Origin of the sequence: Streptomyces sp. NBC_00005 (genome assembly GCF_045160215.1) — a bacterium.
Lineage (GTDB): Bacteria > Actinomycetota > Actinomycetes > Streptomycetales > Streptomycetaceae > Streptomyces.
In genome coordinates, this window is record NZ_CP108316.1 from 7,792,595 (window position 1) to 7,804,721 (window position 12,127).

Genomic DNA, 12,127 nt, shown 5'->3' on the forward strand with positions numbered 1-12,127 from the left:
TCAGTTGGCCTTGCGGCCAACGGAGCGTCAAGCGATCTTGTCGGTGATCGAAGACGGGGTTGTCACCGGATCTTGATCGTGATCGTCGACCCCTTCGGCGCCGTCTCCCCGCCCTTCACGGACTGGCCCTTGACGGTGTCGCCGAACAGGCCGAGCAGGCCGCGGTCCTCGTCGACCTTGAAGCCGGCGTCCTCCAGTGCCTTCTTCGCGTCGTCGACGCTGTCGCCGGTGACGTCCGGGACCTCGATCATCTCGGGGCCCTTGGACAGCGTCAGCGTCACCGTGTCGCCCTCGGCGGCCTGGCTGTCGCCCTCGGGTGTCTGCGCGGCGACCTGGCCCTTGTCGTACTCCGAGTTGACCCGCTCGGAGGCGACCTTCACCGTCAGGCCGGCGTCCTCCAGGTCGGCCTTCGCGTCCGTCAGGTCCTCACCGGTGACGTCCGGGACGTCGACCGGGCTGCCCTTGCTGACGACCAGGGCGATCGCCGCACCCGCGTGCCGCTTCGTGCCCGACTCCGGGTCCGTGGAGATCACGGAGCCCTTGGGGACGTCGTCGCTGAACTCGCGGGTGACCATGCCCGGTTCGAGCCCGCCCTTCTTCAGCTGGGCCCTCGCCTCGGCCAGCGGCCGACCCTCGAGGTCGGGCACCTGAACGGTCTCCGGGCCGTCGGAGACCGTGAGCGCCACCGACGCGTTGTCGCGGATGCGGGTGCCGGGAGCGGGGTCCGAGCTGATGACCGTGCCCCGCTGCACCGTGTCGCTGTAGGCGTGCCGGACCTTCCCCAGGTCCAGTCCGGCCTCGCTCAGCTGCTTCCGGGCCTGTGCCTGGGTCTTCGCCAGTACCAGCGGGACCTTGGTGAACTGGCCGGAGTTGATGTACCAGACGCCCGTGCCGACCCCGAGGATCAGCAGCACGGCGACGACGATCGCGAGCGGACCGCGCCGACTGCGCGCGCCGCGGCGGCGCGGGGCCAGGGGAGGGGGAGTCTCCAGCACGCTCGTGTGGTGCAGGTCCTGCCGGCCCTCGTCCTCGTTCACCGGCAACGGGCGCTGCACGGTCAGCGCGCGCGGGATCACGCTCGTACGGTCCTCGGAGATGTTCCGGTGGTCCGCGGCGAGCGCCTGCGGTGGCATGGCGTCCAGCTGCTCCACGCCGAGCCCGGCGCGCACGTCGCGCGTGTGCGCGAGCAGCGCGACCGCGTCCTGGGGGCGCCGGCCGGGGTTGCGGGCCGTGGCCACCGCGACCAGCTCGTCCAGCTCGTACGCCAGCCCCGGGACGGCGGCCGACGGCGGCGGGACGTCCTCGTGGATGTGCTTGTACAGGACGGTGGCCGGGGAGTCCCCTTCGTGCGGCCGGCTGCCGGTGAGCATCTCGTACAGGACGACACCGCACGCGTACACGTCGACCCGGGGGTCGGCGGTGCCGTGCTCGATCTGCTCCGGTGCGAGGTACGAGACCGTGCCGAGGACGGTGCCGGTCGTGTTGGTGACCGTGTCCACGGACCGGACGAGCCCGAAGTCGGCGACCTTGACCCGGCCGTCGTCTCCTATCAGCACGTTCTCCGGCTTCATGTCCCGGTGCACGAACCCGGCACGGTGCGCGGCACCGAGCGCGGCGAGCACCGGCTCCAGGATGTCCAGGGCGGCGCGCGGCTGCAGCGCCCCGCGCTCGCGCAGCACGTCGCGCAGGGTGCACCCGGCGACGTACTCCATGGCGAGATACACGTACGACCCGTCGGTGCCCTGGTCGAAGACCTGCACCACGTTCGGGTGCGCCAGCCGGGCGACCGACTTCGCCTCCCGGATGAAGCGCTCGACGAAGGTGCCGTCGGCCGCGAGCGAGGGGTGCATCACCTTGAGCGCGAGCACCCGGTCGAGGCGGGTGTCCAGGGCCCGGTAGACCGTGGCCATCCCGCCGACCGCGATCCGCGCTTCCACGTGATAGCGCCCGTCGAGCACCTGCCCGACCAGAGGGTCCTGAAGGGTCGTATCCACGCAGGTGAGTGTACGAGCCGTGACTGACAGGGCTGCCGGATCACGCCGGATCGGGGCGGGACTGCAGCCGAGCTGTGACGGACATCGCACCGAATTCCGGCCAGTATCGAACGCCCGTTCAGAACGCGGGCCGCTCCGGATCCAGTCGCGCCAGCCCCTCCGCCGGAGAGGACGCCGCCGCGAAATGCCGCCGCGGAATCCGCCCCGCGAGCCGCGCCAGCCGCCCCGCCTCCACCGCGTGCTTCATGGCCTCGGCCATCAGCTGCGGCTCCTGCGCCCGCGTCACGGCCGAGGCCAGCATCACACCCGCGCATCCCAGCTCCATCGCGAGCGCCGCGTCCGACGCCGTACCGGCGCCCGCGTCCAGGATCACCGGCACACGCGCGTGCTCGGTGATCAGCTGGAAGTTGTGCGGGTTGCGGATCCCGAGCCCGGAGCCGATCGGCGAACCGAGCGGCATGATCGCCGCACAGCCGACGTCCTCCAGCTTCCGGGCGAGAACGGGATCGTCGTTCGTGTACGGCAGCACAGTGAAGCCGTCGTCGACCAGGGTCTCGGCAGCGTCCAGCAGCTCGATCGGGTCGGGCAGCAGGGTGCGCTCGTCGGCGATGACCTCAAGTTTGATCAGTTCGGTGCCGAGCGCCTCGCGCGCGAGGCGGGCGGTGAGGACGGCCTCCCCGGCGGTGAAGCAGCCCGCTGTGTTCGGCAGCACCTGGATGCCGAGCTTGTCCAGGACGGACAGCACCGAGCCGTGCACCGAGGGGTTCACGCGCCGCATCGCGACCGTCGTCAGCTCCGTGCCGGACGCCACCAGCGCCCGCTCCAGCACCTCCAGGCTGGGGGCACCGCCGGTGCCCATGATCAGGCGGGACGTGAAGGACGTACCGCCGATGACAAAGGGGTCGTCGGCCATGGGTCAGCCTCCTTGGACGGCGGTGAGGACCTCGACGCGGTCCCCCTCGGAGAGGGAGGTCGACGGCCACTGCGCGCGCGGGACGACGGTTTCGTTCAGGGCGGCGGCGACTCCGGCAGGGGCCGGGGTCAGCGTGCGCACGACGGTGTCGAGAGCCGTTCCGGGAGCGAACTCCCGTGACTCTCCGTTGACGGAGATGTTCATGCGGGCTGCTCCAGGAGAGCGAAACGCCTGGGGGTGAACGGGCGCGCCTCGTCCGGGAGTTCACCGGTGGCCAGGACCTGCGCCAGCGCGTCGCCGGTGACCGGCGTGAGCAGCACGCCGTTGCGGTAGTGGCCGGTGGCCAGCAGGAGTCCGGGGAGTTCCGTGGGGCCGAGCAGCGGCGCGTTGTCGGGGGAGCCGGGACGCAGCCCCGCGCGCGTCTCCGTCAGCGGCAGTTCCGTGATCCCGGGGACCAGCTCGTGCGCGTCGCGCAGCAGCTCGTACACCCCGCCCGCGGTCACCGTCGTGTCCCAGCCCAGCTCCTCGCTGGTCGCGCCGATCACCAGCTCGCCGTTCTCCCGCGGCACCAGGTAGACCTGGCTGCCGCGGACGACGGCGCGCACGGTGCGGCTCAGGAACGGCGCGTAGCGCTTCGGCACGGTCAGCCGCAGCACCTGCCCCTTCACCGGCCGCACGGGCGGCAGTACCTCGTCCGGCACGCCCGCGAGCCGCCCGCTGAGGCTGCCGGCGGCCAGCACGACCTGGGCGGCGCTCAGCTCGGTGCCGTCCGCGGTCGTGACGCCGGCGGCCCGGTCCCGTACGACGCGCAGGCGCTCGGCCCACACCCGGTGGAAGACCACCCCGGCCCGCTCGCACGCGGCCACCAGCGCGCGTGCCAGCCGCCGCGGGTCGATCTGGTGGTCGCCGTCCACCCGGAGCCCGCCGCGCACGCCCGGCGCGAGCATCGGCTCCAGGCGCCGGCAGTCGCGCCCGGACAGCCACTCGGACTCCAGGCCCGACTGCCGCTGCAGGGCGTGCAGTTCGCGCAGATGGGCGCGGTCGTCGGCGTCCAGGGCGACGGCGAGTGTGCCGCACTGGCGGTAGCCGAGGTCGTGACCGGTGAGGTCGGTGAGCTCGGCCGCGAAGTCCGGATAGCGGCGGGCCGAGGCGAGGTTCAGGCCGAGCAGCGTCTGCTCGCCGTAGTGCAGCTCCGTGACCGCGGCCAGCATCCCGGCGGCCACCTGGGCGGCCCCGCCGCCCGGCTCCGGGTCCACGACGGCCGTGGCCAACCCGCGCTGCGCGGCCCGCCAAGCCGTGACCAGGCCGATGATTCCGCCCCCGATGACGAGGACGTCTGACGTACGTGACGACATGGGCGTCCAACCCCTCCCTTCGCCGGCATGACCCGGATCAGGTTCGTACGGTCGGAGGCCGCCAGCCTCCCTCTCAGCCCGGTGCGTCCGGGCTCCCGCGAGTGCTTGTACGTTGGCCACCCTAGCCCGCCGCTCCGCGCCTCTGTAAGGGAGCCTCCCGCCATGCCCCGCTCGCTGGACGGCCTCGTCCTCGCGCCCCTCGCCGACCAGGCCCCAGGTCAGGTGGGTACGCGCACCCGGTTCACGTACCACGAGAAGGACGGCGAGATCTGGGCCGAGTACGCGGGCGGCGATGTAGTACGCGGCCATCTGGTGGGTACTCGGGCCGGTGACCGGCTGGACTTCCGGTACGTCCAGCTCAAGCACGACGGGACGACGTCCTCGGGGCACTGCGTGTCGACGGTGACGGAGTTGCCCGACGGGCGGGTGCGGCTCGAGGAGACGTGGGAGTGGGAGTCGCAGCCCGGCAGCGGGACCAGTGTGGTGGAACAGGTCGCCGACGTCTGAACAGGCCGTTGTGCAGCATGTCACGGCGCACGAGTCCTGACTGACAATCTGTCAGTTGTCTATGGTGATCAGGTGAGCGAGCAGACGCGGGAATCGGGCACGTCGCAGCCGCGGCGCGTGGTCGTCGTGGGCGCAGGCATGGCCGGCGTGCAGACCGCGGTCGCCCTGCGGGAGCAGGGTTTCACCGGCACCGTGACGCTGATCGGCGCCGAGCCCCACCAGCCGTACGACCGGCCGCCGCTGTCCAAGGCGGTCCTGCTCGGCAAGTCAGAGGGCTCCGCCTTCGACGTCGACTTCGAGGCGCTCGGCATCGAACTGCAGCTGGGGCGCGAGGTGCTGGGCGTGCGCCCCGGCGAGCACGAGCTGGACACCGAGGCCGGGCCCGTCCCCTACGACGTCCTGGTCCTCGCCACCGGAGCCGAGCCGATCCGGCTGCCCGGCGCGGAGGGCGTGCCCGGCGTGCATCTGCTGCGCACCCTGGACGACGCCGAGCGGCTGCGGCCCGTGCTCGCCCGGCAGCACGACATCGTGGTCGTCGGCGCGGGCTGGATCGGCGCGGAGTTCGCCACGGCGGCGCGCGAGGCGGGCTGCGCGGTGACGGTCGTCGAGGCAGCGGACCGGCCGCTCGCGGGCGCACTGCCCGCCGAGGTGGCCGCGCCGATGGCCGCCTGGTACGCCGACTCCGGTGCCGCGCTGCGTACGCACGCACGCGTGGAGCGCATCGAGCCGGGCGAGGTCGTCCTCGACGACGGCTCGCGGCTGCCCGCGGGCGCCGTCGTGGTCGGGATCGGCGCGCGCCCCGCCACGGCCTGGCTGACCGGCGCCGGCATCGAGCTCGGCGCGCACCGCGAGGTCGTGGCCGACGCCCACCTGCGCACCTCGGCACCCGACGTCTACGCCGTCGGCGACTGCGCCTCCTTCCCCTCGGGACGGTATGGCGAGCGCCTGCTCGTCCACCACTGGGACAACGCCCTCCAGGGTCCGCGCACGGTGGCCACCAACATCATCGGCGAGGCCACCGGCGAGCCCCTGGCCGTCTACGACCCGGTCCCGTACTTCTGGTCCGAGCAGTTCGGCCGTTTCGTCCAGTACGCCGGCCACCACGCCTCCGCCGACACGACCCTGTGGCGCGGCGACCCGTCGGGCCCCTCCTGGTCCGTCTGCTGGCTGCGCGACGGCCGCCTGGTCGGACTGCTGGCGGTGGGCAGGCCGAGGGACCTGGCGCAGGGCAGGCGGCTGATCGAGGCGGGCACGCCGATGGACCCGGAGCTGCTGGCGGATCCGACGAGGCCTTTGAAGGGGGCCACGGCGTAGATCCGGGCGTCCGAAGGCGGCCACGGCGTCCACAGGCGGCATGGCGTAATGAAAAGCCGCAGGTCGGGCGGTCCTGGCTTCCGACTGTCAGTGCGGGATGGCAGGCTTGATTCCGTGACCGAGATTGACGCAAAGATCGATGCTCTCGTCCCCGCCTGGCTCACCCTCCCCGACATCGCAGAGATGCTCGATGTCGAGGTGACGCGTGTGCGGCAGCTGGTCAAGGAGGGCCAGCTCATTGCCGTACGCCGTGGTGAGAACCGCGCGCTGCACGTCCCCGCCGCCTTCATCGACGGGGCCGAGCAGAAGGTCGTCAAGGGCCTGTCCGGGACCCTGACGCTCCTGCGGGACGACGGCTTCTCCGACGAAGAGATGCTCGAGTGGCTCTTCACCCCCGACGAGAGCCTGCCCGGTACCCCCGCACAGGCCCTCAGCGAGAATCGCGGCACGGAGGTGAAGCGCCGGGCCCAGGCGCTCGCCGTCTGATCCGACCCGGCTGAACCGAACACCGTCCGGCGTACGGGCCGGGGTCCGCACAGGCCACGGCCGTGGTTCACTGCGGGCCGCAGCCCGTACGCCACCGACCACGGGGGGAACATCCGCATGCCCGACACCGCCGCCACCGCACGAGCCCGGCTCGCCGACGCCCGCGTCTACCTCTGCACGGACGCCCGCAGACGACAGGGCGATCTGCCCGAGTTCCTGGACGCGGTCCTGGCGAGCGGTGTCGACATAGTGCAGCTGCGCGACAAGGGCATGGAGGCCGCCGAGGAGCTGGAGCACCTGAAGGTCTTCGCCGACGCCTGCGCCCGCCACGGCAAGCTCCTCGCCGTCAACGACCGAGCCGACGTCGCGCACGCCGCCGGCGCCGACGTACTCCACCTCGGGCAGGGCGACCTCCCGGTGCCCGCGGCCCGCGCGATCCTCGGGGACGACGTCCTCATGGGCCGCTCCACGCACGCCGAGTCGGAGGTGGCCGCGGCCGCCGTCCAGGAGGGCGTCGACTACTTCTGCACCGGCCCGTGCTGGCCGACCCCCACCAAGCCCGGCCGCCACGCCCCCGGCCTCGACCTGGTCCGGTACACCACCGCCCTCGCCACCGACCGCCCCTGGTTCGCCATCGGCGGCATCGACCTGGGCAACCTCGACGAGGTGCTCGAGGCCGGAGCCCGCCGGGTGGTGGTCGTCCGCGCGATCACGGAGGCGGACGACCCGGGCGAGGCGGCGACGGAGTTCGCGAAGCGACTGCGGAGCGCCTAGCGGAGTCCGGGCCCGGTCTCGTCGTCCGACGGGGGTGTCCGATGGGTGGACAACTAATCGACAAATCCGGCAAATGTCCCGCATCCGGTTGGGGGACTGCCGCCCCCTGGCTAACCTGCGGGTATGGCCCTCGGAACCGCATCCACCAGGACTGACCACGCACGCACCGTGCGCGACATGCTCGCGTCCGGCAAGACGACGTACTCGTTCGAGTTCTGGGCCCCCAAGACGGAGAAGGGCGAGCGGAACCTCTGGAACGCGCTGCGCAGGGTCGAGGCCGTGGCCCCCAGCTTCGTCTCCGTGACGTACGGCGCGGGCGGCTCCACGCGCGCGGGCACGGTGAAGGCGACCGAGCAGATCGCCGCCGACACCACCCTGACCCCGGTCGCCCACCTCACCGCGGTCAACCACTCCCTCGCCGAGCTGCGCAACATCATCGGCCAGTACGCGGACGCAGGGATCCGCAACATGCTCGCCGTGCGCGGCGATCCGCCCGGCGACCCCATGGGCGACTGGGTGCCGCACCCGACGGGACTGACCTACGCCGCCGAACTCGTCCGACTCATCAAGGAATCGGGCGACTTCTGCGTAGGCGTCGCGGCCTTCCCGGAGATGCACCCGCGCTCCGACAGCTGGGACACGGACGTCACCCACTTCGTCGACAAGTGCCGGGCCGGCGCCGACTACGCGATCACGCAGATGTTCTTCCAGCCGGAGTCCTATCTGCGGCTGCGTGACCGAGTCGCCGCGGCCGGCTGTGAGACCCCCGTCATCCCCGAGGTCATGCCGGTGACCAGCGTGAAGATGCTGGAGCGGTTGCCGCAGCTCAGCAACGCGGCGATCCCCTCCGTCCTGAAAGAGCGAATCCTCACAGCAAAAGACGATCCGGCCGCTGTACGCTCCATTGGCATTGAATTCGCCACGGAGTTCTGCGCGAGGTTGCTGGCCGAAGGAGTGCCCGGACTGCACTTCATCACGCTCAACAACTCCACGGCGACGCTGGAAATCTACGAGAACCTGGGCCTGCACCACCCGCCGCAGGCCTAGACCGGCCGCACGGGTATACGACACACTGCGTAGCGGCGACTGGGAGAGGGGCGTACATGGGCTGGACGGTCCTCTACATCGCGTTCGGAATCGTGGCGTTGTGGCTGCTAGGTGAGGTGCTGCTGCAGTACAAGGCGCGCCTGCGCTGGCGTCTGCTGGCCTTCGCCGGCTTCCTCGGCGTCGTGCTCGGGGTACTGATCCCCTCCGTGATCGTCATCGGTCTGGGCGCGGCCGCGTTCGCGGTCGGCCAGACCTACGTCACGCTGTCGTTCCGCCGCGGCTTCGCCTCCGGCTGGGCGGTCAGCCGGTCGGGCGTCGGCGGTATCAGCAAGCGCCGCCGCGGCGAGCCGGACCACCAGGACCCGACTCTGGAGGTCTCCGACCTCGAGCCGGGCGAGAGCGGATACGGCGACCAGGGCGCCTACAACCGCGCGAACGCGTCCTACGACGACGAGTACGACCGCGACGACGTCTTCGCGCCCGCCCGATCCGTCGAGCCCACGGCCGCCGAGTCCACCGCGGTGTACGAGCCGCAGCCTCTGCCCGACGACACCGGTTCGTACGGCATATACAGCGACAACGCGTACGCGGCCGCGAGCGACCCGTCGTACGCGAACGCGGGCCAAGCCGCACAGGACCAGTACGCAACGGCAGCCCAGGGCGCCGACCAGGCCTACGCCTACGACTACTCCGGGTACGACCAGCAGCAGTACGGCTACGACACCACCGGTCAGCAGCAGTACGCCGCCTACTCCGACCCGTACATCGGCACCCAGACCTATGGCGGCGGCTACGACGCCAACTACGGTCAGTACACCCAGCAGGGCTACGGCCAGGACCAGTACGCCACCGGCACCTACGGCGGCGAGACCCCGTCCGGCGGGGTGTGGGTCCCGCAGCAGCGCACCGACGAGGCCTACGGCGGCGAACTCCCGCCGGAGCAGCCCTACCCCTACCAGGACAACGGCAACGGCCAGGGGCAGCCGCAGGGGAACGGGTACGACGAGCAGTACCGCTTCTGAGGACCCTTCAGCGCGGGGCGCTCACTGAGAGCCCCTGAACTCCGGCCCCTCCACGATCAGTCCGGCCACCAGCGCGCCCGACATGCCGGCATGGGGCAGGCCCCCGCCGGGGTGCGACCAGCCGCCCACCCGGTACAACCCCGGGAACCGGGTGGTGTTCGCCGGGTGCAGGAAACGCCCTTCCCCAGCGGCCAGTGAGGGAGCGGACACGCCACCGAAGCCGGCGCCCGTCTCCTCCTCGCCCTGGTCCGGCGTCCGCACCTCCCGCCACAGAACCCGCTCCCGCAGGCCCGGTATCGCGGCCTCGGCGGCGGTGACCAGCAGGTCGGCGAGGCGTTCGCTCCTCTCGGGCAGATGCCGGTCCGTCTCCGTCGGCACCACCGCGGACAGGACCACGGACTCGTGCTCCTCGTCCGGTCGCAGAGCCGGGTCGTCCGGCCGCAGCACGGTCACCGTGGGCCGCACGGGCTCGGCCGGTCGGGAAGCCAGAGAGTCCAACTCGGCCGTGCGGTCGGGTGCGTGCACGACCGTGCGATGCACCGCACCTGCCTCCCGCGGCCCGCGCAGGGCCAGCAGCACGGTGAACCGCCCGGGGCGGGGGGCCGGGTCGGGCCGTACGTCGCCCTCGTCGTCGAGCAGGCGCTCCGTCAGGCCGCGCAGGCGTACGGGATGCACTCCGGCGACCACGTGGTCCGCCTCTGTCACCTGCCCGTCGGCCAGTTCCAAACCGGCCGCTCGGCCGTTCTTCTCCAGCACCCCCGTCACCTCGGCGCCGAAGTGGAACTCGACCCTGCGGGCCACGCACCGCTCGTACACCGCGCGCGCCAACTCCCGTACGCCGCCCCGGACATACCAGCTCCCGAAGGCGTGCTCCATGTACGGCAGCACGGCCGCGCTCGCAGGAGTCACGCGCGGGTCGAGGCCGTATGCGAGGGCGTGGCTCTCCAGGAGCACCGCGAGCCGCGGATCGCGCAGCTCCCAGGCGCCGACCTCGGCGAGCGTGGCGGCGCGGCGGGTGCGCAGCAGCCGCTTGTGCGGGACCGCCGGATACGGCTCACGGTCCGCCAGGACCTGCCAGTCGGGCCACAGGGGCTCCTCCAGCAGCGGTCGGCGGGTGCGGTCCCAGGCCTCGCGGGCCCGCACCAGGAAGTCGCCCCAGCGTCCGCCCGCGCCCGCCCCGAGCGCCTCGTCCAGGGCGGCGACGACACCCGCGCGCGAGGCGTTGGGCACCGCGACCTCGGTGCCGTCCGCGAAGACGTGCCGTGCGGACGGGTCGACCTGGACCAGCTCGACGCACGCCTCCAGCGGCTCCTTCCCGGTCTTGATGAACAGGTCGCGCCAGACCGCGGGCAGCGTCAGCAGACCGGGACCGGTGTCGAACCCGAACCCGTCCCGCTCGAAACGGCGCACCGCCCCGCCGTACGTCTCGGCACGTTCGTACACCGCGACCCGGTGGCCCGCGACGGCCAGCCGGGCGGCGGCCGCCATCGCGCCCATCCCGGCGCCGATCACCGCAATCCGTCCCATGCCTGCGACTTTATCGACCGCCACTGACAACCAGGCCCGCGGGCGGGCCGGGGCGGTGGCCGTCCGTCCTGCGCGGCGAGCCGCCGGTGCCGTGCTTTCCGGGGGACAAACCCCCAGGCCCCCGGCCGGAGGGAGTACGGACACGGAGGCGATCGTGACCAGTCGTCAACGGAGCGTTCTGGGGGTGAGTGCGCAGGACTGAGTATCCGTACCTAGGGGGTGAGTTGAGTACGCGCGCGGATGGGGCGCGACCTGCGTGAACGAGAGAGTGGTGTCACGGAAAAGGGGCACGGCTCCGGTACCGGCGACACGGGGCGTCGGAACGGAGCGGCCCTGGATCCGCTCCTTCCGCCGGCGGTTGTCGGCGGGAGCGAGGCACGGGGGAACCCGGAGAAAGGACCGAACGGGGGCCCAACGGGGGAAATCGGGGGAGTACGGGGGAGCACGGGAAAGCGCCGGTTCGAGGTGGCCCGCGGGGGACGCGGCCAGATCGGACCGGCGCTTTGGTGTGTGCCGTGGTGTGCGTGCGGCTGCCGGCCTCAGCCCCGGCCGCTCACGCGCCCCTGGAGCAGCCGGGACAGTGCCGCGTGGACGTCGTCCAGGGAGCGCTCCGGCTGGAAGGACTGCCAGTCCAGGGCGGCCACCAGGACCATGCCGACCAGCGCCGACGCGGTCAGCGGCACATCGATCTCGTCGCTGAACTCTCCGCCCGCCACGCCCTCGCGCAGCACGCCCTCGACGACCGCCACCGCCTGCTGCCTGACCACCATCAGCGTGGACTGCCAGGCCCTGTTGGTGCGCCACAGCTCGGCCACGTACAGCTGCGTGAAAGCCGGATAGCGGTCGATGAAGACGAGACCGGCCCGGATCATCGCGTCCAGGGCGTCCACCTTGCTGCCGCCGTCCCTGGCCGTCCGCTCGGCCGCCTCCCGCAGGGAGGCCGTGAGGAGTCCGACGCCGTGCCGCAGCAGCTCCTCGAAGAGGACGGACTTGCTCGCGAAGTTGTAGTAGACCGTGCCCTTCGCGACCCCGGCCCGCTCGGCGATCTCGTCCACCGTGGTGGCGGAGAAGCCCTGCTCGGCGATGAGCGTGACGGCTGCCTCGTAGAGCTTCTGCCGGGTGGCCTCGCGGCGCGTGCTGCCGCCCGACGTGGCGCTGCTGCTTTCCATGGTCCTGATTGTCACAGGA

Annotated in this window: 12 protein-coding genes and 1 riboswitch; of the genes, 6 read left to right on the top strand and 6 right to left on the bottom strand. The window is 72.0% G+C overall.

Annotation, left to right across the window (positions count from 1 at the left end; all coding sequences use genetic code 11):
- Positions 1–62 precede the first annotated feature (62 nt).
- The 4 genes from pknB to thiO all read right to left on the bottom strand — a co-directional run bounded on the left by pknB (position 63) and on the right by thiO (position 4,262).
- Complete coding sequence (pknB, locus tag OG303_RS35715) at positions 63–1,994, bottom strand: Stk1 family PASTA domain-containing Ser/Thr kinase (RefSeq protein ID WP_405873662.1); 1,932 nt, start codon at positions 1,992–1,994, stop codon at positions 63–65.
- A gap of 118 nt (positions 1,995–2,112) precedes the next feature.
- A complete protein-coding gene (locus OG303_RS35720; RefSeq protein WP_405873664.1) occupies positions 2,113–2,907 on the bottom strand; it encodes a thiazole synthase in 795 nt (264 codons plus the stop codon).
- Between the two features lie 3 nt (positions 2,908–2,910).
- A complete protein-coding gene (gene thiS / locus OG303_RS35725; RefSeq protein WP_405873665.1) occupies positions 2,911–3,111 on the bottom strand; it encodes a sulfur carrier protein ThiS in 201 nt (66 codons plus the stop codon).
- On the bottom strand, positions 3,108–4,262 hold the full coding sequence (gene thiO / locus OG303_RS35730) for a glycine oxidase ThiO (protein WP_405873666.1): 1,155 nt from the start codon (positions 4,260–4,262) through the stop codon (positions 3,108–3,110). The genes thiS and thiO overlap by 4 nt, the downstream gene beginning before the upstream one ends.
- Positions 4,259–4,371, bottom strand: a riboswitch (TPP riboswitch). It overlaps the preceding gene by 4 nt.
- Positions 4,372–4,424: 53 nt before the next feature.
- Here thiO and OG303_RS35735 point away from each other — a divergent pair.
- From OG303_RS35735 to OG303_RS35760, 6 genes are all read left to right on the top strand, one after another.
- Positions 4,425–4,769 carry a hypothetical protein gene (locus OG303_RS35735; RefSeq protein ID WP_405873668.1) on the top strand — a complete coding sequence of 115 codons (345 nt, stop codon included), beginning with the start codon at positions 4,425–4,427 and terminating at the stop codon, positions 4,767–4,769.
- A 72-nt stretch (positions 4,770–4,841) separates the two neighbouring features.
- Positions 4,842–6,083, top strand: a complete 1,242-nt coding sequence (locus tag OG303_RS35740; RefSeq protein ID WP_405873669.1) for an NAD(P)/FAD-dependent oxidoreductase — start codon at positions 4,842–4,844, stop codon at positions 6,081–6,083.
- A 114-nt stretch (positions 6,084–6,197) separates the two neighbouring features.
- Positions 6,198–6,569: an Rv2175c family DNA-binding protein gene (locus OG303_RS35745; RefSeq protein ID WP_405873670.1), complete on the top strand. Its 372-nt coding sequence runs from the start codon at positions 6,198–6,200 to the stop codon at positions 6,567–6,569.
- A gap of 117 nt (positions 6,570–6,686) precedes the next feature.
- Positions 6,687–7,343: a thiamine phosphate synthase gene (thiE, locus tag OG303_RS35750; RefSeq protein WP_405873671.1), complete on the top strand. Its 657-nt coding sequence runs from the start codon at positions 6,687–6,689 to the stop codon at positions 7,341–7,343.
- 123 nt (positions 7,344–7,466) lie between these two features.
- Positions 7,467–8,390, top strand: a complete 924-nt coding sequence (metF, locus tag OG303_RS35755) for a methylenetetrahydrofolate reductase [NAD(P)H] (protein WP_405873672.1) — start codon at positions 7,467–7,469, stop codon at positions 8,388–8,390.
- A 56-nt stretch (positions 8,391–8,446) separates the two neighbouring features.
- Positions 8,447–9,412, top strand: a complete 966-nt coding sequence (locus tag OG303_RS35760) for a hypothetical protein (protein ID WP_405873673.1) — start codon at positions 8,447–8,449, stop codon at positions 9,410–9,412.
- Between the two features lie 21 nt (positions 9,413–9,433).
- Here the strand turns inward: OG303_RS35760 and OG303_RS35765 are convergent, their stop codons facing one another.
- Positions 9,434–10,939 carry a phytoene desaturase family protein gene (locus OG303_RS35765; protein WP_405873675.1) on the bottom strand — a complete coding sequence of 502 codons (1,506 nt, stop codon included), beginning with the start codon at positions 10,937–10,939 and terminating at the stop codon, positions 9,434–9,436.
- A 539-nt stretch (positions 10,940–11,478) separates the two neighbouring features.
- The gene (locus OG303_RS35770; RefSeq protein ID WP_405873677.1) at positions 11,479–12,108 is read right to left on the bottom strand and encodes a TetR/AcrR family transcriptional regulator; all 630 of its coding nucleotides are present in this window, start codon (positions 12,106–12,108) and stop codon (positions 11,479–11,481) included.
- Positions 12,109–12,127: the final 19 nt, after the last annotated feature.

Bases quoted from the DNA above. Each gene is read 5' to 3' on its own strand.
- OG303_RS35720 (WP_405873664.1), bottom strand. From the start codon at position 2,907: ATGGCCGACGACCCCTTTGTCATCGGCGGTACGTCCTTCACGTCCCGC.
- thiS (WP_405873665.1), bottom strand. From the start codon at position 3,111: ATGAACATCTCCGTCAACGGAGAGTCACGGGAGTTCGCTCCCGGAACG.
- thiO (WP_405873666.1), bottom strand. From the start codon at position 4,262: ATGTCGTCACGTACGTCAGACGTCCTCGTCATCGGGGGCGGAATCATC.
- OG303_RS35735 (WP_405873668.1), top strand. From the start codon at position 4,425: ATGCCCCGCTCGCTGGACGGCCTCGTCCTCGCGCCCCTCGCCGACCAG.
- thiE (WP_405873671.1), top strand. From the start codon at position 6,687: ATGCCCGACACCGCCGCCACCGCACGAGCCCGGCTCGCCGACGCCCGC.
- metF (WP_405873672.1), top strand. From the start codon at position 7,467: ATGGCCCTCGGAACCGCATCCACCAGGACTGACCACGCACGCACCGTG.
- OG303_RS35760 (WP_405873673.1), top strand. From the start codon at position 8,447: ATGGGCTGGACGGTCCTCTACATCGCGTTCGGAATCGTGGCGTTGTGG.
- OG303_RS35765 (WP_405873675.1), bottom strand. From the start codon at position 10,939: ATGGGACGGATTGCGGTGATCGGCGCCGGGATGGGCGCGATGGCGGCC.
- OG303_RS35770 (WP_405873677.1), bottom strand. From the start codon at position 12,108: ATGGAAAGCAGCAGCGCCACGTCGGGCGGCAGCACGCGCCGCGAGGCC.